Below are 26,703 nucleotides of genomic sequence, written 5' to 3'. Positions count from 1 at the left end.
CAGACAGTGCACAAACACCCAGGGCCAGACGGTGCACAAACGCCCAGGGCCAGACGGTGCACAAACACCCAAGATCAGGCGGCGGGTAAAACCCAAGATCAGGCGGCGGGGAACGCCCAAGATCAGAGTGGGGAACGCCAAGATCGCGACGAGGCGTGCGGCCCATCCCTGCAACGGCTCACACTTCTCCAAAAGCGACAACCTTGGACGCCTCTCCACCCAGGGCGGTGGCCGAACGTCCAAGATCAGGACGAGGCGCGCGCGATCCATCCCCGCACCAGCTCACACTTCCCCAACCACGACAACCTTGGACGCCTCTCCACCCAGGGCGGCGGCCGAACGTCCAAGATCAGGACGAGACATGCGGGTCCGCCCTGCAACGACTCACACTTCCCCAACTGCGACGACCTTGGACGCTCACCCACCAAACGCGGTGAACAAACGTCCAAGATCAATGGGGAAAGCCCCGAGACGCGAGGGCAGGAGGGCGGGCACACGCGAGGACGGGCACAACCCGAGGACCACGGGTGACGGATTGAGTGGAGTGAGAGAGGCCGGGGATTTTGCGGGCGGGTGAGGGATGCGGTAGGCGGGCGAGGGGTCGGGCACGGTGGGGCGAGCGAGGGATGCGGTAGGCGGGCGAGGGGTCGGGCACGGTGGGGTGGGCGGTGTGCTTTACGCGTACTGGGGATGGGGTTTTATCCATCGGTGGAGCAGGACCGCGGCGAGCAGGCCCGCGCCGCCCACCGTGATCGCGGCGGCTGTTAGGGAGGCGACCGCGGTGACCGCGCCGATCAGGAGGGGGCCGCCGCCCTGGCCGATGTCGGAGCAGAGACGCCAAGCGCCGAGGAACTCGGCGCGCCCGGCCGCGGGGGACGCGTCCGCGCCGAGGGTCATGACCAGGCCCGCGCTCAGGCCGTTGCCGAGGCCCATGAGCAGCGCCGCCGCGGTGAGGCCGAACGCGCCCGTGGCCAGCGGCAGCAGGGCGTGTGCCACACCGAGCAGGGTCATCGCGGGGACCGCGGCCCACCGCCGGCCGTAGCGGTCCATGAGTTTGCCGGCCGGATAGAACAGCAGCATGTCGACGCCGCCGGAGACGCCGTAGATCAGGCCGATGGTGGCCGGGTCGAGGCCGAGGGATACGCCCCACAGCGGGACGATGGTCTGGCGGGAGGCGCGCAGCGCGCCGACCAGCAGTACGCCGACGCCGAGGGTGCGCAGGGTGTGCCGGTTGTCGCGGATGACCGTCCACAGGCCGGGGCGTTCGGTTCCGGCCGGTACGGCGCGGTCGTGCGGGACCGGCGGGGACACGATCAGTACGACGGTGGCCAGGCCGACTCCGGTGACGGCGACGAGGTACGCCCCGTCGAGCCCGGCCAGGTGCATGGCGGCGGCGCCGAGGAACGGGCCGGTGAACGTGCCGATCCGGCCGACGCCGCCGAGGGTGGACATGGCGCGGGCGCGCAGTTCGGGGCGGACCGCCTCGGTGAGGTAGGCGTGGCGGGACAGCGCCCACGCCGAACCGCACACTCCCAGGAGCGCGACCGCCGCTCCTAGGAGCAGCACGTTCGGGGCGAGCATGCAGCAGATCAGGGCGGGGATGGCGAGCCCGGCGGCGGCGAGCATGGTGCGCCGCTCCCCCACCCGGGAGATCAGCACGCCGGCCGGCAGGGAGCCGCTGATCTGGCCCAGGCCGAGCAGCCCGGCGACGATCGCGGCGACCGCGGGGGACGCGCCGAGGCCGGTGGCGGTCAGCACGATCACCGGCGCGACTGCCCCGATGCCGGTGGAGTAGACCGCCGACGGCAGGTAGACGGTCGGTCCGAGCTGGCGCAGCGTCTGGCCCTGGGCGGCGGCGGTCTCGGTCACCCGGGAACGGTAGCCCGCGCCGGGACACCACCAAGCGCGACACTTCCCAATATTTACCACCATGAGAATTTGGCGAAACAATCTCGCCCTCGCGCTGTCGGCGCTCAGTCTGCTGATCGTTTTCGGTCAGTGCACCGTGGACTTGGGTACCGCCTACAGTCCGGGCCGGAACTCACCCCCGCCTCCCAGGTGGAACTGAGCACAGTGACAACAGGCGGCCTCGAAAGGCGCCTCTGAAAGCGGCCTCTCAGCGCACCCAACCCTTCCGGGTCGCCTCCACCCCGGCCTGGAACCGGCTGCTGACGCCGAGCCGCTGGGTAAGCACCATCATGGTCCGCTGCACGCTGCGGGTGGATATCGCCAGCTTGCGACCGGCCGACTCGTCGGTGTGGCCTTCGGCGAGCAGTTCGATCAGGCCACGCTCCTGGGTGGTCAGGCCGAGCTGGTCCCGGGCGGCCGCCTCGCCGAACGGGCGGCCCGAAGCCCAGATGTGTTCGAAGAGGGCGATCAGCCCGGCCACGACGCCCGGTGTGCTGATCTCCAGCGCCCCGGCTCGCGGGTCGTCGGGGTCGATCGGCACGAGGGCGGTCCGCTGGTCGACGATGACCAGGCGCATCGGCAGTGTCGGCACGGTCCGGGAGTGTCCGCCGAGCCGCGCCATCCATTCGGCGTGCGCCAGCGTGCCGGGGTCGTTGCGGAAGCTCTCCTGGTAGATCTCGCGGATCTGCACCCCGCGTTCCAGGGCCTGCTGGTTGAGCGGCTTCTCCGCGTCGATGATGTCCGGCGCCTGCGCGCCACCGCTGTTGAAGCTGAGGCAGTCGTGTTTCGCCTCCTGCGCCAGTTCCACGAGCCGGTCCCGGACCGCGTCGATGCCTTCCAGCCGGGTGATCAGGTCGGTGCCGGCCTGGTGGGAGAACTCGGTGGCGAAGGTGGCGATGGACAGCCGCGCCACTTCGAGCCGGCGCTGCCGAAGGGTCACCTCGCGTTCGGCCCGGTCCAGCAGCGACATGAGTCCCGCCATCGGCCTCACCGCGCACAGGCCGTCGTCGGAACTGCGGAGCAACGCGAGATCGAGGAGCCGGTCCAGAGCGCCGCGGACCGCCGGCTCGTCGACCTCGAGCTGTGCGGCCAACTGCGCCACACCGGCCCTGGGACTCTGGAGCATTGCTCGATACACCGTCTCGTCCCAGGTGGACAGACCCAGTTCAGTGAGCATGGAACATCCTTCCCGCGACCCCCGTCGCCGCGTGCCTACACCCTAGGCAGGGCGATTGCGTAGTCCGAAGGAGGACGTCTGAACTGGGGTTTCATGAGATGAGTGGCCTCTGTGGAGGCGAAGGTGGCGGGTGAGATCACATCGGTGATCATGAAGTTCTCTACGCCGCACGAAGCTCCGAGGACCTCACCCGCCGATGGCATCATCTCTCATCACCGCACTGACCGTCACGACACCCCACGCCATCGGCGCACCCGCACTGATCACCGACGGTGAACACAACGGGTTGCTGCACGCGCTCGCAAAGGTTCCGGATCCACGTGACCCACGAGGAATCCGCTACCCGCTGGCCGCGGTACTGGCAGTCGCGGTCTGCGCGGTCATAGCCGGCGCATCATCATTCGCGGCGATCACCGACTGGCTCCATGACCTCGACGAACACGCCCGCAACCGGCTCGGCTTCGGCAATGCCGTTCCCGCTTCGACAACGATGTGGCGACTACTGATCCGTCTCGACCCGACCCTGCTTGCCGCCGTTCTCGCAGGCTGGCTGCACACCCGAACCGACCCGCCGGGCCCACCACCACGCCGGTACCGCCGGGTGATCGCGATCGACGGCAAGACCCTGCGCGGCGCCCGCCTCGGCGACGGCCGTCAGGTCCACCTGATGTCCGCCCTGGACACCGCCACCGGGATTGTGCTCGCCCAGGTCACCGTGGACACGAAAAGCAACGAGATCACGTCGTTCGCACCGCTGCTCGACGCCGTCGAAACGGTCCTCGGAACCCTCGCCGGAGTCCTGTTCATCGCCGACGCCCTGCACACCCAAACCAGGCACGCCGACGAGGTCACCATCCGCCAGGCACACCTGCTCGTCCAGGTGAAAGGTAACCAGCCGACCCTGTTCAAGCAGCTCAAACGGCTTCCCTGGGCACAGATCCCGGTCGGTGACCGGACCCGCGACCGCGGACACGGCCGCCGCGAGACCCGCACCGTCAAAGCCGTCACCGTCGCCACGCCCGGCGGCATCACCTTCCCCCACGCCCAGCAGGCCGTCCGGATCACCCGGACCCGCATCATCGCAGGCAGGACCAGCCGAGAAACCGCCTACCTGACCGTGTCCCTACCCGCAGGCCAAGCCCTGCCCCGCGACCTGCAAACCTGGATCCGCCGGCACTGGCACATCGAGAACCGCCTCCATCACGTCCGCGACGTGACGTTCCGTGAAGACCAACACCAAGCCCGGACCGGAACCGGACCCGCCGTCATCGCGACCCTACGTAACACTGCGATCGGCTGGCACCGCACCACCGGCGCCACCAACATCGCCCGCGCCACCCGTCAAGCCAACCGCCGGTCAAACGACCTGATCACCGCAGTGACCAGCAGCTATCCGAGAACGCAATGACCCTGACACCCTAGGGGATCTTCGTTCGGCGTCAATACGCCAGGCGTGTTCACGCCGGGCCGGAGGTAGTGACTTCGGCTTCCCGGCGAGAAATGCTTATGGAGCCCCGGGGGAAACGGACACGACCGGGAGACAAACAATCGCTTCAGAACGGGGACCGACTCATGCTTTCCATCCGAGCTTTTCTGGCCACTGTTCCGGTTCGCCGGGTGACCGTCCTCGCCGGCGTGGCGCTGGCCGTCACGGCGGCTCTCACCGGCACGCTCGCCGGTGACTCCGGGTTCGGCCTGGTCACGGACACGGTGGCCGGGTTCGGGTGGGGATCCACGGCTCCCTGATGCTCCTGTCCATAGCCCGCATCGCGCCATTGCAGGGCCGGGTGGACATCACCCCGGAATGGTTGCGCAGCCGGTTGTGGCAGCACCGTTCAACGCATGACCCGGTGGAGCACATCCGGGTCGGCCGGGGACACGAATGCCTCCGGATCGCCGCTTTCACCGTCGCGATGAATCAATACGAATCCGACGACGCCATTCGCCGGCTCATCAACACCACCATTCTCAGCACGCCGTTGTTGACGCAATGGCGCCTGCTCTGAAACCGCTTCGAAAACTTTGAGGAAGGTTGCCATGAACACTCTCATGAACAAGGCCTACCGGGCGGCGCTGCTGGCCACCGTCTGCTCCGTGATCAGCCCGTTCGCCGCCACCGCCGCGTTCGCCGCCGACCCGCCCGCGCCGTCCGTCATCGAGGGCGAGACCGATTTCGCCGAGGCTGTCCTGAAAGACGGTGTGACCACCGGTCCTTCGGTTCTGCAATCGGCTGCGGCCGCGGACCCGCGGAAGCCGGTGACTCCCATCTTCGGCCCGAGCATCGATGACTATGCCGCCTCCGATGGGCAGACCACCTGCCCCGAAGGCGTGCGGCCGGGGCCGCTCGCGCTGGAGGCGCTGTTGGACCAGACCTACGGCGACCACACCGGCTATTTCCTGCGTGCCTGCGATGTGGGCGGGCGAAGCGAGCACAAGGAGGGCCGGGCCCTCGACTACATGCTGAACGTCAACGACGCGGACCAGAAGGCCGTCGCCGAATCCATCCTGAACTGGCTGCTGGCCACGGACCGGTACGGCAACAAGCACGCGAACGCCCGGCGCCTCGGCATCATGTACCTGATCTGGAACCGCCAGATCTGGCACGCGAGCGAGGCTTCGGCGGGCTGGCAGCCGTACAGCGGCGAAAGCGCGCACACCGACCACATCCATTTCAGCTTCAGCTGGGCCGGCGCACGCAAGGAGACCACCTGGTGGACGGCGGCCCGCCCTGCTTCGTCGCACGATTTCGACGGGGACGGGGATGCGGATCTGTTCACCCGCAACGCCAGCACCAAGGCGCTGTGGCTGTACAAGGGGGCCGGTAACGGCAGCTTCGAGTTCGGCGAGCAGAAAGAGGTTTGGGTCGGCTGGGGTGGCTACGACATCGTGGTCGCTCCCGGTGACTTCGACGGCGACGGCGACCCGGACCTGATCGCCCGCAACTCCACCACGAAGGCGCTGTGGCTGTACAAGGGCGACGGTAACGGCAGCTTCGAATTCGGCGAGCAGAAAGAGATCTGGGCCGGCTGGGGCGGCTACGACATGATCATCGCTCCCGGTGACTTCGACGGCGACGGCGACCCGGACCTGATCGCCCGCAACTCCACGACGAAGGCCATCTGGCTGTACAAGGGCGACGGCAAGGGCAGCTTCGAGTTCGGCGAGCAGAAGGAACTCTGGGCCGGCTGGGGCGGCTACGACATGATCATCGCCCCCGGCGACTTCGACGGCGACGGCGACCCGGACCTGATCGCCCGCAACGCCACCACCAAGGCCATCTGGCTGTACAAGGGCGACGGCAAGGGCAGCTTCGAATTCGGCGAGCAGAAGGAACTCTGGGCCGGCTGGGGCGGCTACGACATGATCATCGCCCCCGGCGACTTCGACGGCGACGGCGACCCGGACCTCATCGCCCGCAACTCCACCACCAAGGCCATCTGGCTCTACAAGGGCGACGGCAACGGCAGCTTCGAATTCGGCGAGCAGAAGGAACTCTGGGCCGGCTGGGGCGTCTTCGACCTGATCGTCTGACCCACCGACAGCCGTCACCCGCTCACACCGAGCGGGTGACGGCACCCCCCGAAGCCCATCCCTCAACACCCAGCGAGGAATCTGATGTGGAACATCCTCTCCACCGGCCTGCGCCACAGCCTGGCAGCAGCGGTGGGCGCGACGGTCATGCTCGCCGGCACTCCGGCGCTCGCCGATCCAGCCGACACGGCACAGCCCCTCAGCGCGGAAGCCGCCGCGGCCTCCGACAGCGCCGCCTGCGACCCGCAGGGTACGACCGCCGCTGACGCGGCGCTGGCCACCAAGCTGAACAGCCAACTACAGGTCGACATGCGCGGGGCGATGAACGCGTACCGGACCTCTTGCGCCCGGATGGTCGTCGAGGCGGTCAAGGCCCGCGGTTTGAGCGAGCGGGCCGCCGTCATCGCGATCACCACGGTCATCGTGGAAACCCACCTGGTGAACCTCAATGTCAAGCTCGACCACACCAGCCTGGGGCTGTTCCAGCAGCAGGATCCCTGGGGCAGCGAGGCGCAGCGACTCGACCCGGTCTGGGCGACCAACGCCTTCCTCGACAAGATGCTGCGGGAGTACCCCGACGACTCCTGGAAGACCGCGCAGATCGGGGCGGTGTGCCAGGAGGTACAGCAGTCCCAGTACGGGTCCAAGTATCAGCCCCAGGCCGGCGACGCCCAGATCATCGTCGATGCCCTGTGGAACGGGAGCGCCGCCCCCGGCAACCATGACTTCGACGGGGACGGGGATGCGGATCTGTTCACCCGCAACGCCAGCACCAAGGCGCTGTGGCTGTACAAGGGGGCCGGTAACGGCAGCTTCGAGTTCGGCGAGCAGAAAGAGGTTTGGGTCGGCTGGGGTGGCTACGACATCGTGGTCGCTCCCGGTGACTTCGACGGCGACGGCGACCCGGACCTGATCGCCCGCAACTCCACCACGAAGGCGCTGTGGCTGTACAAGGGCGACGGTAACGGCAGCTTCGAATTCGGCGAGCAGAAAGAGATCTGGGCCGGCTGGGGCGGCTACGACATGATCATCGCTCCCGGTGACTTCGACGGCGACGGCGACCCGGACCTGATCGCCCGCAACTCCACGACGAAGGCCATCTGGCTGTACAAGGGCGACGGCAAGGGCAGCTTCGAGTTCGGCGAGCAGAAGGAACTCTGGGCCGGCTGGGGCGGCTACGACATGATCATCGCCCCCGGCGACTTCGACGGCGACGGCGACCCGGACCTGATCGCCCGCAACGCCACCACCAAGGCCATCTGGCTGTACAAGGGCGACGGTAACGGCAGCTTCGAATTCGGCGAGCAGAAGGAACTCTGGGCCGGCTGGGGCGGCTACGACATGATCATCACCCCCGGCGACTTCGACGGCGACGGCGACCCCGACCTGATCGCCCGCAACTCCACGACGAAGGCCATCTGGCTGTACAAGGGCGACGGCAACGGCAGCTTCGAATTCGGTGCGCAGAAGGAGATCTGGGCCGGCTGGGGCGGTTTCGACCTGATCGTCTGACCCACCCCGCGCAAACCGCTGCCGTCACCCGCTCACACCGAGCGGGTGACGGCAGCGCCGATAACGGGTTGAGCCCGATGCGACCATGGCGCCATGCAGAAGATCCCCACGCTGTTCCAGCGTGACCCGCAGGACCGTAAGCGCGTGCTACCCGAGGCCAACCCCGTCTGCCAGTGGGTTCTCGACGGCGAGGGGATCGCCACCCGGAAATACGACGGCACCTGCGTGCTGCTCGACGCCGACGGCACGTGGTGGGCGCGCCGCGAGGTCCGCCCGAGCCGGACCCGCCCGCCGGGTTACCGGCCGGTGATGACCGACGAGGTCACCGGCAAGACGGTGGGCTGGGAGCCGATCGCCCAGTCGGCCTACGCGAGATATCACGCCGAGGCCGCCGCGTCGTTCCGCGGCGATCCGGGCACCTACGAGCTGATCGGCGAGAAGATCAACGGCAACCCCGAGGGGGTACGCGGACACGCGCTCGTGGCGCACGCGAAGGCGGACCGGCTGGACGTGCCCCGCGACCTGGACGGGCTGCGCACCTGGCTGCTGGCGCACCCGAAGTTCGAGGGCATCGTCTGGCATCACCCGGACGGCCGCCGAGCCAAGATCAAGTACCGCGATTTCGCGTAGGCGAAGCTAGGCGAGGATCTGTTCGCGCAGGATGTCGGCGTGCCCGCAGTGCTGCGCGAACTCCCGCAGCACGTGCAGGTAGACCCAGCGCAACGGCAGCGGCCCGCGCCGGTTGCCGGTCACCACGTCGTCCAGCCCGAGCCCCGCGGTCGCCTTCCGGGAGGCCTCGCAGGTCTCCCGGTAGGCGGCCCGCACGCTGTCGACGGTGTCCTCGCCGGTCAGGACGAACGACTCGTCGGGTGTCGCCGGGATCCCGATCTCGTCCCGGGACCGCCCGGTGATCGCCTCGTCGAACCACACCTTCTCGACGAACGTGGCGTGCTTGACCAGCCCGAGCAGCGTGGTCCGGGACGGCACCAGGCTCCGCCGGGCCTGCTCCTCGGTGAGGCCGTCGAGGCATTCGTACAGCGCCGCCCGGTGCTCGTCGAGGAAGAACTCCCACTGCTCGCGCAGCGGCCTGTCGATCACGTCGTCCATCGAAGACATACGCTCACGTTATCCGGCGGATCGCCAGGTACGAGAGCCAGCCCAGGCCGATGATGAAGCCCAGCGTGATGAGCCGGTAGAGGACCACCGCGGCGATGGCGATCTCGGTGGTCATGCCGCCGGCGATCAGGCCGAGGATGAGAGCGCCGTCGATGATGCCGAGCCCGCCGGGCACGATCGGCAGGCTGCCGGCGGCCATCCCGGCGCAGAACGCCAGCAGCAGCTGTCCGGTGCTGATCGTGCCGCCGCCGACCGCGACGCAGCACAGCCACAGGCAGAGCGCGTCGAGCAGCCAGTTGAGCAGGGCGAAGGTGATCGCCGCGGCGCCGTGGCCGGGGGTGAGCCGGGCGACCCGCAGCTGTTCGAGGAAGTCCTGGACGCGGTCCCGGCCGTGGTCGGCGGGCCGCTGGCGCAGCCGGTTCACCACGGTGAGCAGCGCGGCGAGGCGGCCCGGGTGGCGGGCCAGCCGGCGCACCCCGAGGGTGGCCAGGACGACGGCCACGGCCAGGGCGGCCAGCGTGTGCCAGTCGGCGGTGTCGCCGGCGGTGGCCGTGCTGAACAGGGTGATCGCGGCGAGGGCGGCCGCGGAGAGGATGCCGGAGAGGGCGATGCACCAGGAGGCGATCGCCGGTGAGGCCCCGAAACGGCGCATCTGCCGGTAGTTGAGGGCGGTGGAGAAGGCCGGGCCGCCGGGCAGGCTCACGCTGAGCGAGTGGGCGGCGTAGGCGAGCGCCACGTGCCGCCGCAACGGCACCCGGACGCCGGCGGAGCGCAGCAGGCGGCGCTGCATCCGGGCGTAGGCCTGCATGGCGGCGGTCTCGGCGAGCAGTGCGGCGGCCAGCCAGCCGAGGTGCGGGGCGCGCAGGTGGGCGAGCGCGCCGAGCAGCGATTGCCAGCCGAGGACCAGTTCGGCACCGAGGATCGCGGCGACCACGGCGACGACTATCCAGCCGGCGCGCCGTTTGGTCGGCTCCTCGACGAGGGTGGTCATTCCTGAATCCGGCCTCTAGTAAACAGTTGTTGACTTCAAAACCGTACCGGCGTACGGCATAGGGGTCAACAGCCGTTTACGTCACAGGCACAGGGTGGCTAAGCTGGCGGAACTGACCGGAAGGACGGCTTTGACCACAGGGGAGACCGCGACGCCGCCGCCACGGCGCCGGGACGCCGCGAAGACCCGGCGCCTTCTGCTCGACGCGGCGATCCAGCGGTTCACCCGGGATGGCTACGCGGCCACCACCGTCCGCGACATCGCCGACGACGCGGGCGTCAACGTAGCGCTGATCAGCCGCTACTTCCGGTCCAAGGAGGGCCTCTTCGAGGCCTGCCTCACCAGCAGCGTCGACGAGCTGCGGCGCAACACCGGCGAGACCCCCCTCAGCCGTACGCCGGAGGCGATCGCCCGGCAGATCGCCGGCCCGTGCGCGGACGGCCTGCCCTACCACCTCGTGCTGCTGCTGCGCTCGTCCGGCGACGAGGGGGCCGACCGGATCCGGCTCGGGCTGCTCCAGTCCTACAGCGAGCGGCTGGCCGCGGTGGCCGGCTGGTCACCCGGCTCCCCCGAAGGCGACGACCTGCTGTTGCGCGCACAGGTGGTGCTGGCCGCCGCCGCCGGGATCGCGCTCCTGCGTACCAAGACCGGCCTGGGACCGTTGGCCCAGGCCACCGAGGAGGACCTCGTCCCGCCGCTGCGCGACCTGGTCGAGGCCCTCCTCAAGAAGAACTGATCAGGCGCGGCGCCGGGACGACGGCACGAGCAGGGACGCCAGGACGGCCAGCACCGCGACCCCCGCGCAGATCCAGAAGCCCTTGGTGAAGGCGGCGTCCGACGGGATGCCCCGCGGCCCGGTCTCGGAGGCGATCACCGCGGCGATCACGGCCGTGCCGATGCTGCTGCCGACCGACCGGGCGATCGCGTTGACGCTGGTCGCCTCGCCGGTGTTGGCCGCCGGGACGGCCGCGATGATGGCGTTCGACATCGACGCGAAGGACAGCCCGATGCCCATGCCGGTGAGGCAGCCGGACGCCAGGATCTGCCAGATCTCGCCGTGCCCGACGGCCGGCAGCGCGAAGGCGGCGACCACCGCGACGGCGCCGGTCACCAGCGGGATCTTCGGGCCGTACCTACGGTCCAGGAAGCCGGCGAGCGGGCCGAAGACCAGCATCATGAGGGTGGTCGGCAGCAGGTAGAAGCCGGCCTCCGAGACGGTCTTGCCGAAGCCGTAGCCGAGGGCGGTGGGCAGCTGGAGCAGGATCGGGATCAGCAGGAAGCTGCCGAACATCGCGAAGCCCAGGATCAGCGCCACCAGGTCGGCGGTCCACACGCCCCGCTTGGTGAGCAGCCGCATGTTGATCAGCGGCTCCGCCATGCGCAGCTCGACCAGGACGAACACCACGAGCGTGACCAGGCCGAAGCCGAGCAGGCCGAGCGTCTTGGCGGAGGTCCAGCCCCAGTCGTCGCCGTCGCTGATGGCCAGCAGAATCGAGACCAGGGAGACGGACAGGATGCCCGCGCCGACCAGGTCGAGTTTGCCCGGGGTGCGGCTGGTCGACTCGGGCACGCCGAAGATCGCGCCGACCAGCGCGATCATGACGATGACCAGGGGGAACCAGAACAGCCAGTGCCAGGACAGGTGGTCGACGATCGGGCCGGCCGCGACGATGCCGACGCCCGCGCCGATACCGAAGATCGCGGAGAGGCCGCCGACGGTCACGCTGACCTTCTCCGGCGGCAGCACGTCCCGGACGATGCCGATGGAGAGCGGCATGATCGCGCCGGCCGCGCCCTGCAACGTCCGGGCCAGGATGAGCACGGCCAGGTTGGGCGCGAGGGCGGCGAGCAGGGTGCCGGCGGCGAGCAGCACCAGGACCACGAGCAGGACCTTGCGCTTGCCGACCATGTCACCCAGGCGGCCCAGGATCGGGGTCAGGACCGAGGCGGAGAGCAGGTACGCGGTCAGGATCCAGCTGATCTCCCCGGTGTCCACCTGGAACTCCCGGGCGATCACCGGCAGCGCCGGCGCGACCAGCGACTGGAGCACGGCGAAGGCGAGCCCGCCCAGAGACAGGAAGAGCACCACGAGCGTGGTGTTCGCGTGCCTCCCCGGAGCGGTGCCGGACTTGGACGGCTCGGCGATGGTTTGCGTCATCAGATCCCCGGAGGAAGAAGTAAACATTCGCTGACTTATCCAAGTTAGGGTCCACCGGAAGGTAGGTCAACGGACGTTTACATCACACGTGCTTCTCGAGGCTCACGGAGGCGTACGAAATCTACGGTTTTGAAAGGAAAATGTCGTCGACGGCGCCGTGGAACTGGTCGTTGTCGGCGTGTGCGCTCTTGCCGCCGACGTTGAGGGACATGGCGTTGTCGATGCGCAGCCTCGCGGGGATGCGGACGGCGGCGTGCGGCGAGCCGTCCACGAACAGGATCAGATCGGTACGGGTCCGCCGGCACTCGAGCCGGTGCCAGGTCCCGTCGGCCACCCCGATCGGCGCGACGGCCACGTGGATGACGCGGGAGTCCTCGCCGCGCATGACGCAGCTCGGCTGCCCGGGCCGACCGTCGATCTGGAGTTTGTACTGGCTGCCCTCGGCCGAGTAGCCCTTCTGGAGCACGTTCTGCCCGTCGGTGGTGTGCCGCGCGGCCAGCCGGACGGTGGCGCCGTAGCTGAACGGCGCGTCACCCGGGTTGAGTTCCGGGCGGCTGAGCACGCGCAGGATGAGCCGTGGGCACGGCTCCCGCTCGCACGGCCGCGGGAACTGCACCGCCCGGCCGGCGTCGTGCGGGACGCGGCGGGGGCGGGCCCGGTTGCCGCCGAACGGGGTCAGATGGTGGCCGAACCGGGAGGTGTCGTCCCACGGTCGCGGACCGTCGAAGTCGTAGTGGGCCAGCGTCAGCGGTGGTGGCGCCGGCGGCGACGTGGGGGTGACCCAGACGGCCGGCGCGGGTCCGGTCGGGCGGAAGAAGACCACGGCGGCGAGGACGGCGACCGGCAGCAGCGCCAGCAGGGCGATCACCGCGGCTCGGCGGCGGGTCAGCGGTGAGGGCACATACCGTCAAACGCGTCCGCACGCCAGGGGTGGCGGTCACGGGTCATCCTGAGGGGGTGCGATTCATCCTCAACGTGCTGTGGTTCATCTTCGGCAGCGGCTTCCTCCTGGCCCTGGGCTACGGGCTGGCCGCACTCGTCTGTTTCCTGCTGATCGTCACGATCCCGTTCGGGGTGGCCGCGCTGCGGCTCGCCGTCTACGCGATGTGGCCGTTCGGGCGGACCGTGGTCAGCAGCCCGGGCGCGGGCGTCGCCTCCGGTCTCGCCAACATCCTCTGGGTGGTGCTGGCCGGCTGGTGGCTGGCGCTCACCCACCTGATCGCCGGTGTCGCGCAGTGCATCACGGTCATCGGCATCCCGTTCGGGATCGCGAACTTCAAGCTGGTGCCGGTGGCGTTCTGGCCGCTGGGCCGGGAGATCGTGGAGCTGGACTGATCCGCGATCACCCGGCCGTCGGCGGCGCCGGCGTCTACAGCGGCCCGGTGGGCAGTTCCCGGCGCACCAGCTTGCCGGTCGGGTTGCGCGGCAGGTCGTCGACGAAGACCACGTCCCGGGGCACCTTGTACCGGGCCAGGTTGGCGCGGACGAACTCGCGGATCTCCTGCGGGTCCCGGGCGGACTCCTCGGTCGGGACGATGAAGGCGCGCAGCCGGGTGCCGAAGTCCGGGTCGTCGACGCCGATGACCGCGGCGTCCATCACGTCGGCCCGTTGGGAGAGCAGGTTCTCCACCTCGAGCGGGTAGACGTTCTCCCCACCCGAAATGATCATGTCGTCTTCGCGGCCGTCGATGTAGAGCAGGCCGTCGGCGTCGAAGTGCCCCTGGTCGCCGGTGGCCATGAAGCCGTCGATGATCTGCTTGTTCTGGCCGTCGGTGTAGCCCTCGAACGGGATGCCGGTACGGACGAAGACCCGGCCCTTCGTCTCGGCCGCGGTGATCCGCCTGTCCTCCCCGTCGTAGAGCGCCACCTGGACCGTCACCGGCGGCCGGCCCACCGTTCCGGGCGACTTACGCAGTTCGTGCGGCTGGGCCACGGACGCGACGGCCACCTCGGTGGAACCGTAGACGTTGTAGAGCACGTCGCCGAAGACCTCCTGGAAGCGGACGCACACGTCGGGCGGCAGGGCCGACCCGGCCAGGAAGACGGTCTTCAGCGAGGACGTGTCGTACTTGGCGATCACGTCCGGGCCGAGGGCGAGGATCCGGTTCAGCATGGTCGGGACGGCCACCAGCATGTGCGCCCGATGCTCGGCGATCGCGGCGAGGATCTGCTCGGCCCCGAAACGGCGCAGCAGCACGGCGTGGTTGGCCAGCGACAGCCCGACCGTCCAGGCGCCGAACCCGGTGGCGTGGAACAGCGGGGACGCGATCACCGCGGTGCCCTGGCGGGGGAAGTCGATCCGGTCCGCGATGACGGCGCTGGCCAACGGCGACACCTTGGTACGCGGAGCGCCCTTGGGCAGTCCGGTGGTGCCGCTGGTGAGGATGATGAACCCGCCCGGCTTCTCCGGGATCGGCTGCGGAATCGTAGTCGGCTCGGCGGCCGTGAACTCCTCCACGCTGAGCAGCCCCGGCGGCCGGTCGTAGCCGTCGTCCTCCCAGGTCAGGTAGCGGGGGATGTCGTCCGGCAGGGCATCGACGGTGTCGGCGAACTCGCTGTCGTACATCAGGAAGCGGACGTTCTCCCGCTGGATCACCTCAGCCAGCTGGGAGGCGGCGAGACCGGTGTTGAGCATCGCCAGCCGCAGTCCGGCCCGGGCCGTGCCGGTGATCGCCAGCGCCAGCCCACGATGGTCCCGGGCCAGCACTCCGATGATCGACTTCTCCGGCAGGCGCACCTTGCGCAGCGCGTGCGCGAGGGCGTTGGAGCGCTGGAAGAACTGGAGGTACGTCCAGGTGCCCCGCTCGTCGGTGAGCGCCGGCAGGTCGGGGAACTCGGTCGCGGCCTTCTCGGTGAGGGCCGCCTGCGGCCCGATCTTCGCGTTGTTGCCGGCCGCCTTGATCAGCCGGTCCGGGCGCAGAAGGTTGACGATGCCAATCTGGTGCATCCGCAGAACCGCTTGCAGGGTGCTCACTAATCAGCCTTTCCATATGGGGGCGCGGTTCTCGGCGTACGCGCGGATGCCCTCGACGGCGTCCGCGGACCCGATCACCTCGCCGGCGATGTCGGAGAGACGGTCGAAGGCCTCCGCGGCGCCCCAGTCGCGGTGTTCGTCGACGATGCGTTTCGAGAGCAGTACAGCCAGGGGCGCGTTGGCCGCGATGTCGTGGGCCAGTTCCAGGGCGGTTTCGAGCGCCTTGCCCGGTGACGTGACGCGGTTGATCAAGCCCAGATCGTGCAGCCGGCGGGCGGGCATCGGCTCGCCGGTGAGGGCCAGTTCCAGGGCGGTGCTGCGGGGCAGGCTCCGGGCGAGCCGGAGCACCCCGCCGGCGGCGGCGACCAGGCCGCGCTTGACCTCGGGGATGCCGAACACGGCGTCCTCCGCGGCGACGATCAGGTCGGCGGCGAGGGCGAGCTCGCACCCGCCGGCCAGGGCCGCCCCCTCGACCGCGGCGATCAGCGGTTTGGCGGGCGGTTTGGCGGTGATGCCGAGCAGTCCGCGGCCCTCGGTGACCGGGTACTCGCCGCGGGCGGCGGCCTTGAGGTCCATGCCGGCGCTGAACACGGTGTCCGAGCCGGTGAGGACCGCGACCCGGGCCCGTGGGTCGGCCTCGAACGCGTCGACGGCCTTCTCCAGGGCACGGGCGGTGGCCAGGTCGATGGCGTTGCGCACGGCGGGCCGGTTCAGGCGGAGGACGGTCACCGGGCCGTGCCACTCGACGATCAGCGGCGGCGGAGGCGGCGGAGGCAGCTCATGCCGGCCACGGTCGGTCACGGCGAAGCCGGCGCCGTCCACCTCCAGCTTCCAGAATTCCGACATTTCTGAAATGTCGGAAGTACGGAGGACGACGCGATCGCCCGCCGGGGTGATCGCGGTAATGATCATGGCGGCAGGCGAGCCGTCCCGCTCGTAGGGGACGGTGTACGCCTCCACGACCGCCGGGCCGTGGTGGGACCGCAGCGCGCGACGGGCCGGCGGCCGCGGCAACCGGGGGTCGGCGTCGATGTCGGCGAACGCGGAGACCGGCGGCCGGGCGGACAGGACGGTCGCCGCGTGCTTGGTGAGGTACCAGCCCAGCGCGGTGGCCAGCCCGTAGCTGTCCGGCTCGGCACGCAGCAGCGGCACCAGGTTGGCGACCGCGTGACTGGTGTAGTTGTTGCCCGGCCCGCCCGCGAAGGTCAGCCCGCCGGTCACGGTGAGCGGCCGCCCCGGGTCGCCGACCGGCAGCCCCAGTTCCAGGGCGCCGATCTGTACGGCGGACGGGAAGCACGCGTACAGGTCGATGTGTTCGACGTCGTCGATGGTGAGCCCGCTGTGCCCGAGGACGGCGTCGCCGATCGCCCTGATGGCGGGCGAGCTGGCCAGGTCGGCGCGCTCGGTGACGTACCACTCCTCGGTGGCGTGCGCCCCGGCGTGCACGAAGATCCAGTCGTCCTGGCTGATCCCGGCCGCCTGTGCCGCCGCCGCACTGCACACGACGATGCCGGTCCCCTGGTTGACCTGGAGGTTCGCGGTCAGCAGCTTGGGGTAGGGCGCGGAGATCATCCGGTTCGCGGCGGTCGGGGTTGCCAGTTCCTCCGCGGTGTGCGGGACGCCCTGCCAGGCGGCCGGGTTGGCGGCGGCGACCTCGGAGCAGCTCGCCCAGAGCCGGGTGATCCGGTCCAGGTGTTCCTCCGGCGTGTTGCCGAGACGGCCACGGACGGCGGATTCGATCAGCGCGTAGAGGTGGATCGGCGCGACCAGACCGGCGGCGGTCTCGGCGTCGTTGTTGGCCGGGGAGTCGTTGCCCAGCGTGCGGGTGGGCGCCGTGCCGTCCGGCTGGGCGGGCCAGTCCAGGGTGTTACCGGAGCGTTCGGCGGCGGCCGCGGTGGCGGCCGATTCCGCGCCGCCGACCAGGGCGATCGAGGCCCGTCCGGCGGCGATCTCGGCGGCCGCGTCGTTGAGCAGCCGCAGCGAGCCGTCACCGCCGAAGATGGTGGTCTGCACGGTCTGGGCGGGTGTCGCGCCGACCGCCGCGGCGATCAGCGCGGCCCCGTCCGGGTACTGCCAGGACACGCTGGCCACGTAGCCGACGTAGTCGGCCTTCGCGAGCAGTCCGGCGCCGGCGCCCTGCCGCAGCGCGCGCACGGCCAGCGACACCGGGTCCCCACCGCCGGGCTCGGTGGACTTCTCGGAGAGCTGGCCGGCGCCGACGATCACCGGCGTCCACGCGGCGACATCCTGGCCGGTCCGCTCGTACCGGATCGGATCGGGCTTTTCGTGGGTCCTTCGCACGGCCGTGACGGCACGCGGCCGTGACGCGCTCGCCGCCGGAGCCAGCCGGCCCAGCTCGGCGAGGCTCTTGCTCATGGCGTCGGCCAGGTTCCGGGCGACCATCGGCCCGAGCGGCCCGTCCGCCGGCCCGCCCTCGACGCCGCCGTCGAAGCGGACCAGCGCACCGGCCGCCGACGGCGCCACCGACAGATAGAAGCCGACCTCGATGCCCATCGGCGCGGTGCCCTCGAACCAGACGGCCCGGTCCTCGACGACCCCGGCGACCGTCCAGCGGACCTCGCTCGGTACGCCCATCAGCTTGATCCGCTGCCGGAAGCGCACCCCCTCGGCGAACTCGGCGGGCGGCGCGTCGATCCATCCGGTGTGCTGGAGCACCCAGCCGGGCATCCGGGCCGGGTCGGCGAGCACCGCGAACACCTGGTCGGGGCGGGCGGCCACCTCGACCGCGACGCTGCACGGGTAGGCGAAGACCCGGGGTGGTTCGACCGCCGCTGGAGCGTCCGGCTCGGGCCGGCGGCGGGTCAGTGCGGTGGTCGCGGCCGCTCGCGCGACAGCGAACATCCGGGCCAGGTTTCCAGCGGGCATCGACGCTCCCCTAACAGTCCGACCTGACGGTAAAGGGGTGACCTGGGTCACGGCAAGAGCGAGTCGATCATTGAAACAAGCTGTATGGACGCAACTAACCGTCAAGCCGTACGGTAAATCCGTGAAACGAACGCAGGCGCAGCGCAGTGCCGACACCAGGGCGAAGGTCCTGGAGGCCACCGTGCAGTGCCTGGTCGAGCGCGGCTACGCGGAGACCACCACCGCCGAGGTCCTGGCCCGCGCCGACGTGCCCCGGGGCACGCTGCTGCACCACTTCCCGACCAAGGTCGACCTGCTGGTCGGCGCGGTGCACCACGTGGCCGGCCGCCGGGTGGAGTCGCTGACCGCCGAGCTGGCCGCGATCCCGCCGGAGGCGGACCGTCTCGACGCGCTGATCGACATCATCTGGCGGCACTTCTCCTCCCCGCTGTTCTGGGCGGCACTCGAGTTGTGGAACGCCTGCCGCACCGACACCGAGCTGCGCGCCGCGCTGCTCCCGGTGGAGAAGGAGATCTTCGCCGTTCTGCACGACCGGGCCCGCGATCTGCTCAGCGGGAGCTCGCCCGGTGATCCCCGCGTGCCGACCGTGGTCGAGTTCAGCTACGAGGTCCTCACCGGACTGGCCATGACCGGCATCGTCAGCGGCGATCTGGGCCGCCGTGAGCTGCTCATCCGCCGCTGGAAACGGGCGGCCGCCATCCTGCTCGGCCACCGCGATCCGTCCACCCTGGTGGAACGCGCCCGCTCAAAGGAGAGTTGATGTTCGACACCCCGGAACGCCTAGCCCTCGCCGGCTCCATGAAACAGTTCACCGCCCGGGAGATCCTCCCGAATCTGGCCGACTGGGAGCGGGCCGGTGAGATCCCCCGTGACGTGCACGCCCGTCTCGCCAAGGCCGGCCTGTACGGCGTCGGCTTCGGGGAGGAGGTCGGCGGCGACGGCGGCGACACGGTCGACACGGTCGTCGCCACCGAGGCGTTCCTGGAGGCCGGCGGATCGTCCGGCGCGCACGCCTCGCTGTTCACGCACGGGATCGCGCTGCCGCACATCATCGCGTCCGGTGACAGCGGCCTGATCGACCGGTTCGTCCGCCCGACCCTGGCCGGGGAGAAGATCGGCGCGCTCGGCATCACCGAGCCGGAGGCCGGTTCCGACGTCGGCTCGCTGCGCACCACGGCGGTCCGTGACGGCAACGCGTACGTGGTGAACGGCGCCAAGATGTTCATCACCTCCGGGGTCCGGGCCGACTTCGTGACCACCGCGGTGCGCACCGGCGGCCCGGGCGCGTCCGGCATCAGCATGCTGGTGATCGAGAAGGGCACGCCCGGTTTCACGGTGTCCCGCAAGCTCGACAAGATGGGCTGGCTCTGCTCGGACACCGCGGAGCTGTCCTTCGTCGACTGCCGGGTGCCGGCCGCCAACCTGGTCGGCCCGGAGAACTTCGGGTTCGCGCTGATCGGCCAGGCCTTCGTGTCCGAGCGCATCATCGCGGCGGTGCACGCCTACTCGGTGGCGCAGCGCTGCCTCGACCTGACGCTGGAGTACACGCGGGCCCGCGAGACGTTCGGCCGTCCGCTGATCAGCCGCCAGGTGGTCCGGCACAAGCTGGTCCAGATGCGGCAGCGGATCGACGTGGCCCGCCAGTACACCCGGTGGCTGGCCGAGCGGCACGCCGCCGGTGAGCCGATGATCGGCGAGGTCTGCCTGGCCAAGAACACCGCGGTGGAGGCCTGCAAGTACGTGGTGGACGAGGCTGTCCAGCTGCACGGCGGCATGGGCTACATGCGCGAGTCCGAGGTGGAGCGGCACTACCGGGACACCCGGATCCTCGGCATCGGCGCCGGGGCCAGCGAGATCATGACCGACCTGGCCGCCAAGATGTTCGGCTACCAGTGAGGTGATCCAGTTCGATCACCGGCCGGGGATCCTCGACCTGTCGTGGGGGCATCCCCGGCCGGACCTGCTGCCGGTCCGGGAGTGGTCCTCCGCCGGACGGGACAACGACTGGCGGGCCCTGACCTACGGGTCGGCGGCCGGGCCGGATCCGCTGCTGGAGTGGCTCGGCGATCCGGGCCGGACGTTCGTGACCGGCGGCGCCTCGCACGCCCTGGCCCTGGTGACGCAGGTGCTCACCGCCCCGGGTGACGTGGTGCTGGCCGTCTCCCCCACCTATCACCTGGCCTTCCCGATCCTGGCCGACCGGGGGCTGCGGATCGTCCAGGCCGGGTCGGTCCGGCAGGTACGACCGAAACTGATCTACCTGGTGCCGACGTTCGGCAATCCCACCGGCGCCAGCCTGCCGTGGAAACGCCGGATCGAGCTGATCGAGGCGGCCCGGGAGGTCGGTGCGACGATCGTGGAGGACGACACCTACCGGGAGCTGTCCTACGACGGACCGGCCCCGGAGTCGCTGTGGTCGATGGCCGGCGGTGACCCCGTCGTCCGGCTCGGGTCGTTCGCCAAGACGGTCGCGCCCGGTCTGCGGCTCGGCTGGATCAACGCCGAGCCGGAGATCATCGCGCGGCTGACCGGGCTCGGGTACGTGCACAGCGGCGGCGGGGTCAACCACACGACGGCCGTCACGATGGCGGCGTTCTGCACGGGCGGGGGCTTCGAGCGGCACGTGGCAGGATTGCGAGCGAGTTACCGTACGCAAAGGAATGCCCTGGTCGGCGCCTTGCGCAAGCATGTCCCGGAGCTGGCGGTGCGGTCGCCCGCCGGGGGTTGGTTCGTCTGGGCGCGGCTGCCCGCCGGGGTGACCGCCGAGGCGCTGCTGCCGGTCGCCGAGGAGCGTGGCGTCTCGTTCGTGCCGGGGCCCCGGTTCTGGGCCGACGGCAGCGGCGGCGCGGACCGGATCCGGCTCAGTTTCTCGCTTCTGCCGGCCGCCGATCTGGAGGTCGCGGCGGCGCGGCTGGGCGAGGCCGTTGCCGTGATCGCCCACAACCGATAGACCTGCGTGCATGACTGATACGGATTGGGTGCCGGCCGGCATCGACACGAGCCGGCCGAGCACCGCCCGGGTGTACGACTACTTTCTCGGCGGCACCCACCATCTGCCGGTGGACCGGGAGCTGGCCGGGCAGATCGAGGCGATGACGCCGGACATCGGCGAGACGATGCGGGCCAACCGGGTGTTCCTGCGCCGGGCGGTGCGGTTCCTGACCGGCGCCGGGGTGCGGCAGTTCCTGGACATCGGTTCGGGCATCCCGACGGCGGGCAACGTGCACGAGATCGCGCAGGCCGAGGCGCCCGGGTCGGCGGTGGTCTACGTGGACGTGGACCCGGTGGCGGTGGAGCACAGCCGGGCGATCCTGGCGGGCGTGGAGCGTACCGGGGTGATCTGCGCCGACGCCCGGGACACCGGCCTGATCCTGACCGGTACCGCCAGGTCGGGCCTGATCGATTTCGGGCAGCCGGTGGCCGTGCTGCTGGCCGGGGTGCTGCACTTCGTGCCGGACGCCGACGACCCGGCCGGGCTGGTCGGCGCACTGCGTGACGCGGTGGGGCCGGGCAGTTTCCTGGTGATCTCGCACGCCACCTCGGACGGGCAGCCGCCCGAGGTGCTCGAGGCGCAGCGGCTGTCGGCGCGCACCGGCACCGGGATCGTGCTGCGGCCGCACGCCGAGATCGCCGCCTGGTTCGACGGTTTCCCACTGGTCGAGCCGGGTCTGGTGCACCTGCCGCTGTGGCGTCCCGAGACGGGCGAGCCGGTGGACAACCCGGAACGGTACGGCGCCTACGCCGGGGTCGGGGCGGCCTGAACCAGCGCGTCGAGGAGCTTCTCGATGGTCCCCGGGAAGGCCGAGTTGTACATCGACGGGAGGTGCTCGCGAACCAGGTGCACGTTCGGGTACCCGTCGGCGGGCAGTGAGGTGTAGACCCGGGACCACGCCTCCTGCTCGGCCGTCTCCTGCCCCTCGGTGAGCTCGGCCGCGTCGACCGCCGCCACGGCGAGCACGGTGTCGACGAAGTCGCGGTAGTGCCGGACCGCGTCGGCCGGGGCGAACCCGGCGTTCAGCATGATCCCGATGCCGGTGTCGACGACCCGCATCTCGTGCGGGCCGGCGGTGACCCGGATGGCCCGCAGGTGGGCGAGCCGCGGGTGCTGCCGCATCGAACGGCGCAGCGAGTGGGCGAGGTCGCGCAGCGAGTCGACCCAGTGGTCGCGGGGGACGAAATCGGCGAAGGCGTCACCGATCAGCCGGTCCGCGACGGCGAGCAGCAACGCGTCCAGGTCCCGGAAGTACCGGTACACCGCCGTCGGGTCGGCGCCCAGCTCGGCGCCGAGGCGGCGGACGCTGAGACGATCGCCACTCGGCGACTCGATGAGCCGCAGCGCCGCATCGACGATCAGGTCCTCGGTCAGCACCACTCCGCTGCGGGTCTTGCGGCGACGGGCTCCGACACTGCGTACGCGCTCCACTCCTGGCACGTCACCACCTTAGGGTGTTCTTATGTCAACGCATTGACATAAGAGTGGGGACATCGGCATCCTCGGTTCACGAGATCTCCACCGGTTCACAGCCGGGCGGTCTCGAGAGTTGGAAGGGACTCCCCATGGCGGCCACACCCCCCGCTTACGATCAGGACATCCGTACCGACGAGCAGCGCATCCGCCGGGCGCTGGACGGCGCGGTCCGCACCCCCTTCTGGCTGGAAGACCCCGGCCGGCCCGCTCCCGAGCCGGCACTCAACGGCTCGACCGAGGCCGACCTGCTGGTCATCGGCGGCGGCTACTGCGGCCTGTGGACCGCGCTGATCGCCAAGGAGGCCGACCCGTCCCGGGACGTCGTGCTCGTCGAGGGCAACGAGATCGCGTGGGCGGCCAGCGGGCGCAACGGCGGCTTCGTCGAGGCCAGCCTCACCCACGGCACCGAGAACGGGCGCCGGCACTTCGCCGACGAGCTGCCGATCCTGGACGGTCTGGCCGCGGAGAACTTCGCGGCCTTCGAGGACACCCTGGTCCGGCACGGCATCGACGCCGAGTTCGTGAAAGAGGGTGTGCTGGCCGTCGCCACCGAGCCGCACCAGGTCGAGGAGTTGCGCGCGGCGACCACCGCGGGGACCACCTTCTACGACCGCGAGCGGCTGGCCGGGCTGGTGCGCTCCCCGCTCTACCGGGCCGGGCTCATGCAGCACGAGGGCGCCGCGCTGGTGCACCCGGCCAAGCTGGCCTGGGGCCTCAAGGCCGCCTGCCTGCGGCTCGGTGTGCGGATCTTCGAGAACACCCCGGTCACCGACATCAAGGACGAGGGCGCCACGATCCGGGCGGCGACCTGGGCCGGCAGCATCCGGGCCGGCAAGGTGGCGCTGGCCACCAACGGCTTCCCGTCGCTGCTCAAGCGCAACCGCCTGCTGACCGTTCCGGTCTACGACTACGCGCTGATGACCGAGCCGCTCACCGCCGCCCAGATCGAGGAGATCGGCTGGACCCGGCGGTTCGGCATCTCGGACGCCTCACGGCAGTTCCACTACTACCGGATGACCTCGGACAACCGGATCCTGTGGGGCGGCTACGACGTCGTCTACCACAAGGGCGGCACGATCCGGCCCGAGCACGACCAGAACCCGGAGACCTTCGCCCGGCTCGCCGACCACTTCCTGCGGACGTTCCCGCAGCTCGGTGACATCCGGTTCAGCCACGCCTGGGGCGGCATGATCGACATGTGCACCCAGCTGGCCGCGTTCCAGGGCCGGGCGATGGGCGGCAAGGTGGCCTACAGCAGCGGCTTCACCGGTCTCGGCGTGGCCGCCACACGCTACGGCGCGACCGTGATGCTGGACCTGCTCGACGGTCGCGACACCGCTCGTACCCGGCTGAAGATGGCCCGGCGCAAGCCGCTGCCGGTGCCGCCGGAGCCGGTGCTCTACCCGGCCGTGCAGATCATCCGGAACGCGATCGCCCGCGCCGACCGCAGCGGCCGGGACGGCTTCATCCTGAAGGCGGCCAACGCCGTCGGCTTCTCGTTCGACTCCTGACGGCTGACGGGCCGGTCCCCCAGCGGGCCGGCCCTCACGCCCGGTAGCCGGGCTCCACCTCACGCACGCAGTGCTCGGCCTCGCCGGCGGGAACCCCGAGCGCCAGCAGCCCCGCCATCACCTCGCCCGGTTTGGCGCCGCCGTCGACGACGCTCATCCCACCGGCGCCGCGAACCAGATGAATCCGGTAGCGCGCCCCGGTCCACTCCACACGTACCGCGGTGACCGGACCCTCAGCTGGATCGTCCATGCCGATCATCCTAGGCACCCATTTCTGATCTCTTGCACCGAGTCACCCGTTGTGAACGGTGAGTGAAGGGGCGGGCTTTGCCTTCCTGTCGGCCGGCTGCGGCCTCTGGTCCACTTCATGACACCGATTTCCGGTACGGCTACGCGCGGCCCTGGCGGCGCGGTCGCGATCGTCTGCCACTCCGGGCCGTGGCGCCCGCATCCGGGCTTGAGTGGTGGGTCGCGGTCACCCCTCAGTCGTACAGCAGCGCGGTGAGCAGGCCGCGCAGCGTACGGTCGAAAAGGTCCGGGCGCCGCGCCCCGGGATCAGCGAAAGCCGCGACGAGATGGGGATAGACCGTCAGGTCGAGCCCGGTGAAGGCGGGCGGCGGCACTGCGCTCTCGGAGCGGGCGAAGAGCGTCACCACGCCGGTCATCATGGCCAGCGCCTCGAACTTGGCGGCCGACCCGCACGGCACCGGCGCCAGCACCCCGAGACAGTGGTCGAACCAGGCCAGGGCCTCCGGCCCGATCCCGGTCGGGCGGTGCAGCAGGTCGATCGCCCAGGGATGCCGGCGGTAGAGGGCGAGCTGCCGCCCGGCCAGGACGGTCAGCGAGTCCACCGGCTCCCCGGCGGGATCCGGAAAGGGCCGCAACCCGGTCACCACCCGGTCGGTCATCAGGTCGAGCAGGTCGTCGCGGGACGACAGGTAGCGGTAGAGCGACCCGGCGCCGGTGTTCAGCGCGGTGGCCACCGCCCGCATCGAGACGGCCGCCAGGCCCTCGGCGTCGGCCAGGGCGATCGCGGCTTCGACGATCTCGTCCCGGCTGTGGGTGGGCTGGGGCCCGCGGGCGCCGCGGGCCGGGCGGATCCAGATGGGGGATGCGTCGCTCACTCGCATCACTGTAAACTGCGAACGTCGTTCGCGGTTTATTCCTCACCGAAGGCAGGGTTCAGATGGTTCAGGTCCACTCCACCGGCAACGGGCCGGGAATCGTGGTGGTGCACGGCGGCGGGGTCACCTCCGGCATCTACCGCCGACTGGCCGGGAAGCTGGCCGACCGGTTCACCGTGCACCTCTACGACCGGCGGGGGCGCGGCGACGCACCGGCCCGGTCCCTGCCCTACGACGTCCAGGAGGACGTCGACGACCTGCTCACGGTGCTGCGGCAGACCGGCTCGCACAACGTCCTCGGGCACAGCGGCGGCGGCATCGTCGCCCTGCTCGCCGCACGGCAGGGCGCGGTCGAGCGGCTGGCCCTCTACGACGGGGTGGTCCCGATCGGCGACCTCTTCCCGACCGCCTGGGTGGAACCCGCCCGGGAGGCGGCACGAGCCGGCGACATCGCCCGCGCGCTCGCCCTGACCAGCGCCGGGATCAACACGCACAGCGCGGCCAGCCGGCTGCCGCTCTCGGTGCAGACGGCGATCTGCCGGCTGTTCATGCGCACCCCGATCGGCCGCGAGATGGGTGAGCTCCTGCCGTTGACGCTGGACGAGGTCGACGGGATCCGGGCCTTCACCGGGCCGGCCGAGCAGTGGGCCGGGATCGACTGCGAGGTGCTGCTGGCCTGCGGCGCGAACGGACCGTCCTACTATCCGCGGCTCAACGAGGCACTGGCCGCGGTGCTGCCGCACGCCCGCACCCTGCTGGTGCCGCGCGCCGCGCACGACGCCGTCAACCGGGCGCCCGCCCAGGTGGTCGAGCCGCTCGCGGAGTTCTTCGCCGCACCCGCCCGGGTGGGCTGACCTCAGCCCGGTGGGCTTTCAGTTCGGGGCGGCGGCCAGCCAGTCGTCGCCCACGCAGCCCTCGTCGTAGTCCCACCAGCCGTCGCGGGCTCCGGCGCGCAGCACCCGCTGGACGGCGGCCAGGTCGGCGTCCGGCGGCACGTCCAGGGCGGCCAGGTGGTACTGACGGATGCCCTCACCGGTCACCCCGAACGGCTCGAACGCGTCCAGCACCCGCTGCACCGAACCGCGCAACGGGCCACTGCCGAACGGGACGACCCGGATCGTGCAGCGCCCGGACCACTCCACCTGCTCGGTGGCCCAGTGGACGCCGTCCTCGTCCCGCCGCACCCGGATCAGATCACCGTTGGCGACACCGCGCACGAACCAGGGCGCGTTGCTGAGCCGGACCACGTCGTCGCCGACCGGTTCGGCCCAGAGGCTCTCGACCGACACGGGTGGCCAGTCGTCGTTCGTCCTCGGCAGGTCGAAGTGGACTTTGACCGCGTCCACG

The 26,703-nt window shown here is 70.5% G+C and carries 26 protein-coding genes; 14 read left to right on the top strand and 12 right to left on the bottom strand.

Translation table 11 applies throughout. The features are described from left to right. Positions 1 to 675 precede the first annotated feature (675 nt). Both BJ964_RS20315 and BJ964_RS20310 read right to left on the bottom strand, forming a co-directional pair. A complete protein-coding gene (locus BJ964_RS20315; RefSeq protein WP_203832845.1) occupies positions 676 to 1,869 on the bottom strand; it encodes an MFS transporter in 1,194 nt (397 codons plus the stop codon). Positions 1,870 to 2,116: 247 nt separating this feature from the next. Then, complete coding sequence (locus BJ964_RS20310; protein WP_188122132.1) at positions 2,117 to 3,085, bottom strand: helix-turn-helix domain-containing protein; 969 nt, start codon at positions 3,083 to 3,085, stop codon at positions 2,117 to 2,119. A gap of 196 nt (positions 3,086 to 3,281) precedes the next feature. Here BJ964_RS20310 and BJ964_RS20305 point away from each other — a divergent pair, with 196 nt between their 5' ends. From BJ964_RS20305 to BJ964_RS20280, 6 genes are all read left to right on the top strand, one after another. Then, positions 3,282 to 4,493 carry an ISAs1 family transposase gene (locus BJ964_RS20305; protein WP_239163896.1) on the top strand — a complete coding sequence of 404 codons (1,212 nt, stop codon included), beginning with the start codon at positions 3,282 to 3,284 and terminating at the stop codon, positions 4,491 to 4,493. 164 nt (positions 4,494 to 4,657) lie between these two features. After that, entirely contained in the window at positions 4,658 to 4,831 is a 174-nt protein-coding gene (locus tag BJ964_RS20300; RefSeq protein ID WP_188122131.1) for a hypothetical protein, read from the top strand. Continuing rightward, on the top strand, positions 4,831 to 5,091 hold the full coding sequence (locus tag BJ964_RS20295) for a hypothetical protein (RefSeq protein WP_188122130.1): 261 nt from the start codon (positions 4,831 to 4,833) through the stop codon (positions 5,089 to 5,091). Before BJ964_RS20300 ends, BJ964_RS20295 begins: the two co-directional genes overlap by 1 nt. A gap of 31 nt (positions 5,092 to 5,122) precedes the next feature. After that, on the top strand, positions 5,123 to 6,616 hold the full coding sequence (locus BJ964_RS20290) for an FG-GAP repeat domain-containing protein (protein ID WP_188122129.1): 1,494 nt from the start codon (positions 5,123 to 5,125) through the stop codon (positions 6,614 to 6,616). Between the two features lie 84 nt (positions 6,617 to 6,700). Continuing rightward, the gene (locus BJ964_RS20285; RefSeq protein ID WP_188122128.1) at positions 6,701 to 8,128 is read left to right on the top strand and encodes an FG-GAP repeat domain-containing protein; all 1,428 of its coding nucleotides are present in this window, start codon (positions 6,701 to 6,703) and stop codon (positions 8,126 to 8,128) included. Between the two features lie 93 nt (positions 8,129 to 8,221). Further along, positions 8,222 to 8,758, top strand: a complete 537-nt coding sequence (locus BJ964_RS20280; protein WP_188122127.1) for a DUF5565 family protein — start codon at positions 8,222 to 8,224, stop codon at positions 8,756 to 8,758. A 6-nt stretch (positions 8,759 to 8,764) separates the two neighbouring features. On the opposite strand, the gene BJ964_RS20275 is transcribed toward BJ964_RS20280, so the two are convergent. Continuing rightward, positions 8,765 to 9,244, bottom strand: a complete 480-nt coding sequence (locus tag BJ964_RS20275; protein WP_188122126.1) for a DinB family protein — start codon at positions 9,242 to 9,244, stop codon at positions 8,765 to 8,767. Between the two features lie 4 nt (positions 9,245 to 9,248). Beyond that, entirely contained in the window at positions 9,249 to 10,235 is a 987-nt protein-coding gene (locus BJ964_RS20270) for a lysylphosphatidylglycerol synthase transmembrane domain-containing protein (RefSeq protein ID WP_188122125.1), read from the bottom strand. 130 nt (positions 10,236 to 10,365) lie between these two features. Here BJ964_RS20270 and BJ964_RS20265 point away from each other — a divergent pair, with 130 nt between their 5' ends. Continuing rightward, positions 10,366 to 10,971, top strand: coding sequence for a TetR/AcrR family transcriptional regulator (locus tag BJ964_RS20265; protein ID WP_229807373.1), 606 nt, complete (start codon positions 10,366 to 10,368; stop codon positions 10,969 to 10,971). Here the strand turns inward: BJ964_RS20265 and BJ964_RS20260 are convergent, their stop codons facing one another. Both BJ964_RS20260 and BJ964_RS20255 read right to left on the bottom strand, forming a co-directional pair. After that, positions 10,972 to 12,393 carry an MFS transporter gene (locus BJ964_RS20260; RefSeq protein ID WP_188122124.1) on the bottom strand — a complete coding sequence of 474 codons (1,422 nt, stop codon included), beginning with the start codon at positions 12,391 to 12,393 and terminating at the stop codon, positions 10,972 to 10,974. A gap of 121 nt (positions 12,394 to 12,514) precedes the next feature. Continuing rightward, on the bottom strand, positions 12,515 to 13,261 hold the full coding sequence (locus BJ964_RS20255; RefSeq protein WP_188122123.1) for a LamG domain-containing protein: 747 nt from the start codon (positions 13,259 to 13,261) through the stop codon (positions 12,515 to 12,517). An 89-nt stretch (positions 13,262 to 13,350) separates the two neighbouring features. On the opposite strand from BJ964_RS20255, the gene BJ964_RS20250 reads away from it, so the two are divergent. After that, on the top strand, positions 13,351 to 13,728 hold the full coding sequence (locus BJ964_RS20250; protein ID WP_188122122.1) for a YccF domain-containing protein: 378 nt from the start codon (positions 13,351 to 13,353) through the stop codon (positions 13,726 to 13,728). A gap of 34 nt (positions 13,729 to 13,762) precedes the next feature. Here BJ964_RS20250 and BJ964_RS20245 read toward each other — a convergent pair whose 3' ends face one another. Together BJ964_RS20245 and BJ964_RS20240 are read right to left on the bottom strand one after the other, a co-directional pair. Continuing rightward, on the bottom strand, positions 13,763 to 15,340 hold the full coding sequence (locus tag BJ964_RS20245) for an AMP-binding protein (RefSeq protein WP_223149587.1): 1,578 nt from the start codon (positions 15,338 to 15,340) through the stop codon (positions 13,763 to 13,765). A gap of 30 nt (positions 15,341 to 15,370) precedes the next feature. Further along, a complete protein-coding gene (locus BJ964_RS20240) occupies positions 15,371 to 18,253 on the bottom strand; it encodes a type II toxin-antitoxin system Rv0910 family toxin (RefSeq protein ID WP_188122120.1) in 2,883 nt (960 codons plus the stop codon). 121 nt (positions 18,254 to 18,374) lie between these two features. Between BJ964_RS20240 and BJ964_RS20235 the strand changes: the two genes are divergently transcribed. From BJ964_RS20235 to BJ964_RS20220, 4 genes are read left to right on the top strand one after another with little or no spacing between them, the layout of a single operon-like run. Beyond that, positions 18,375 to 19,013 (top strand): TetR/AcrR family transcriptional regulator, encoded by a 639-nt coding sequence (locus BJ964_RS20235; protein WP_188122119.1) that lies wholly within the window; start codon positions 18,375 to 18,377, stop codon positions 19,011 to 19,013. After that, positions 19,013 to 20,149, top strand: a complete 1,137-nt coding sequence (locus BJ964_RS20230) for an acyl-CoA dehydrogenase family protein (protein ID WP_188122118.1) — start codon at positions 19,013 to 19,015, stop codon at positions 20,147 to 20,149. Before BJ964_RS20235 ends, BJ964_RS20230 begins: the two co-directional genes overlap by 1 nt. Before the next feature lies 1 nt (position 20,150). Further along, the gene (locus tag BJ964_RS20225; RefSeq protein WP_188122117.1) at positions 20,151 to 21,203 is read left to right on the top strand and encodes an aminotransferase-like domain-containing protein; all 1,053 of its coding nucleotides are present in this window, start codon (positions 20,151 to 20,153) and stop codon (positions 21,201 to 21,203) included. Between the two features lie 10 nt (positions 21,204 to 21,213). Then, the gene (locus BJ964_RS20220) at positions 21,214 to 22,014 is read left to right on the top strand and encodes an SAM-dependent methyltransferase (RefSeq protein WP_188122116.1); all 801 of its coding nucleotides are present in this window, start codon (positions 21,214 to 21,216) and stop codon (positions 22,012 to 22,014) included. Here the strand turns inward: BJ964_RS20220 and BJ964_RS20215 are convergent. Next, on the bottom strand, positions 21,990 to 22,685 hold the full coding sequence (locus BJ964_RS20215) for a TetR/AcrR family transcriptional regulator (RefSeq protein ID WP_229807372.1): 696 nt from the start codon (positions 22,683 to 22,685) through the stop codon (positions 21,990 to 21,992). The two genes, BJ964_RS20220 and BJ964_RS20215, sit on opposite strands and share 25 nt — an antisense overlap. Positions 22,686 to 22,810: 125 nt before the next feature. Between BJ964_RS20215 and BJ964_RS20210 the strand changes: the two genes are divergently transcribed. Then, a complete protein-coding gene (locus BJ964_RS20210; protein WP_188122115.1) occupies positions 22,811 to 24,232 on the top strand; it encodes an NAD(P)/FAD-dependent oxidoreductase in 1,422 nt (473 codons plus the stop codon). Between the two features lie 34 nt (positions 24,233 to 24,266). Here BJ964_RS20210 and BJ964_RS20205 read toward each other — a convergent pair whose 3' ends face one another. Together BJ964_RS20205 and BJ964_RS20200 are read right to left on the bottom strand one after the other, a co-directional pair. Then, entirely contained in the window at positions 24,267 to 24,482 is a 216-nt protein-coding gene (locus tag BJ964_RS20205; RefSeq protein WP_183218021.1) for a hypothetical protein, read from the bottom strand. 232 nt (positions 24,483 to 24,714) lie between these two features. Continuing rightward, positions 24,715 to 25,362: a TetR/AcrR family transcriptional regulator gene (locus tag BJ964_RS20200; RefSeq protein WP_188122114.1), complete on the bottom strand. Its 648-nt coding sequence runs from the start codon at positions 25,360 to 25,362 to the stop codon at positions 24,715 to 24,717. A gap of 56 nt (positions 25,363 to 25,418) precedes the next feature. Between BJ964_RS20200 and BJ964_RS20195 the strand changes: the two genes are divergently transcribed. Continuing rightward, on the top strand, positions 25,419 to 26,210 hold the full coding sequence (locus tag BJ964_RS20195; RefSeq protein WP_188122113.1) for an alpha/beta fold hydrolase: 792 nt from the start codon (positions 25,419 to 25,421) through the stop codon (positions 26,208 to 26,210). 18 nt (positions 26,211 to 26,228) lie between these two features. Here the strand turns inward: BJ964_RS20195 and BJ964_RS20190 are convergent, their stop codons facing one another. After that, a complete protein-coding gene (locus tag BJ964_RS20190) occupies positions 26,229 to 26,702 on the bottom strand; it encodes a DUF4265 domain-containing protein (protein ID WP_203832953.1) in 474 nt (157 codons plus the stop codon). Position 26,703 lies beyond the last annotated feature (1 nt).

This window comes from Actinoplanes lobatus (assembly GCF_014205215.1).
In the GTDB taxonomy this organism is placed as follows: domain Bacteria; phylum Actinomycetota; class Actinomycetes; order Mycobacteriales; family Micromonosporaceae; genus Actinoplanes; species Actinoplanes lobatus.
Note: the sequence above shows the minus strand (reverse complement) of the source record. Positions and strands in the feature narration are given on the sequence as shown.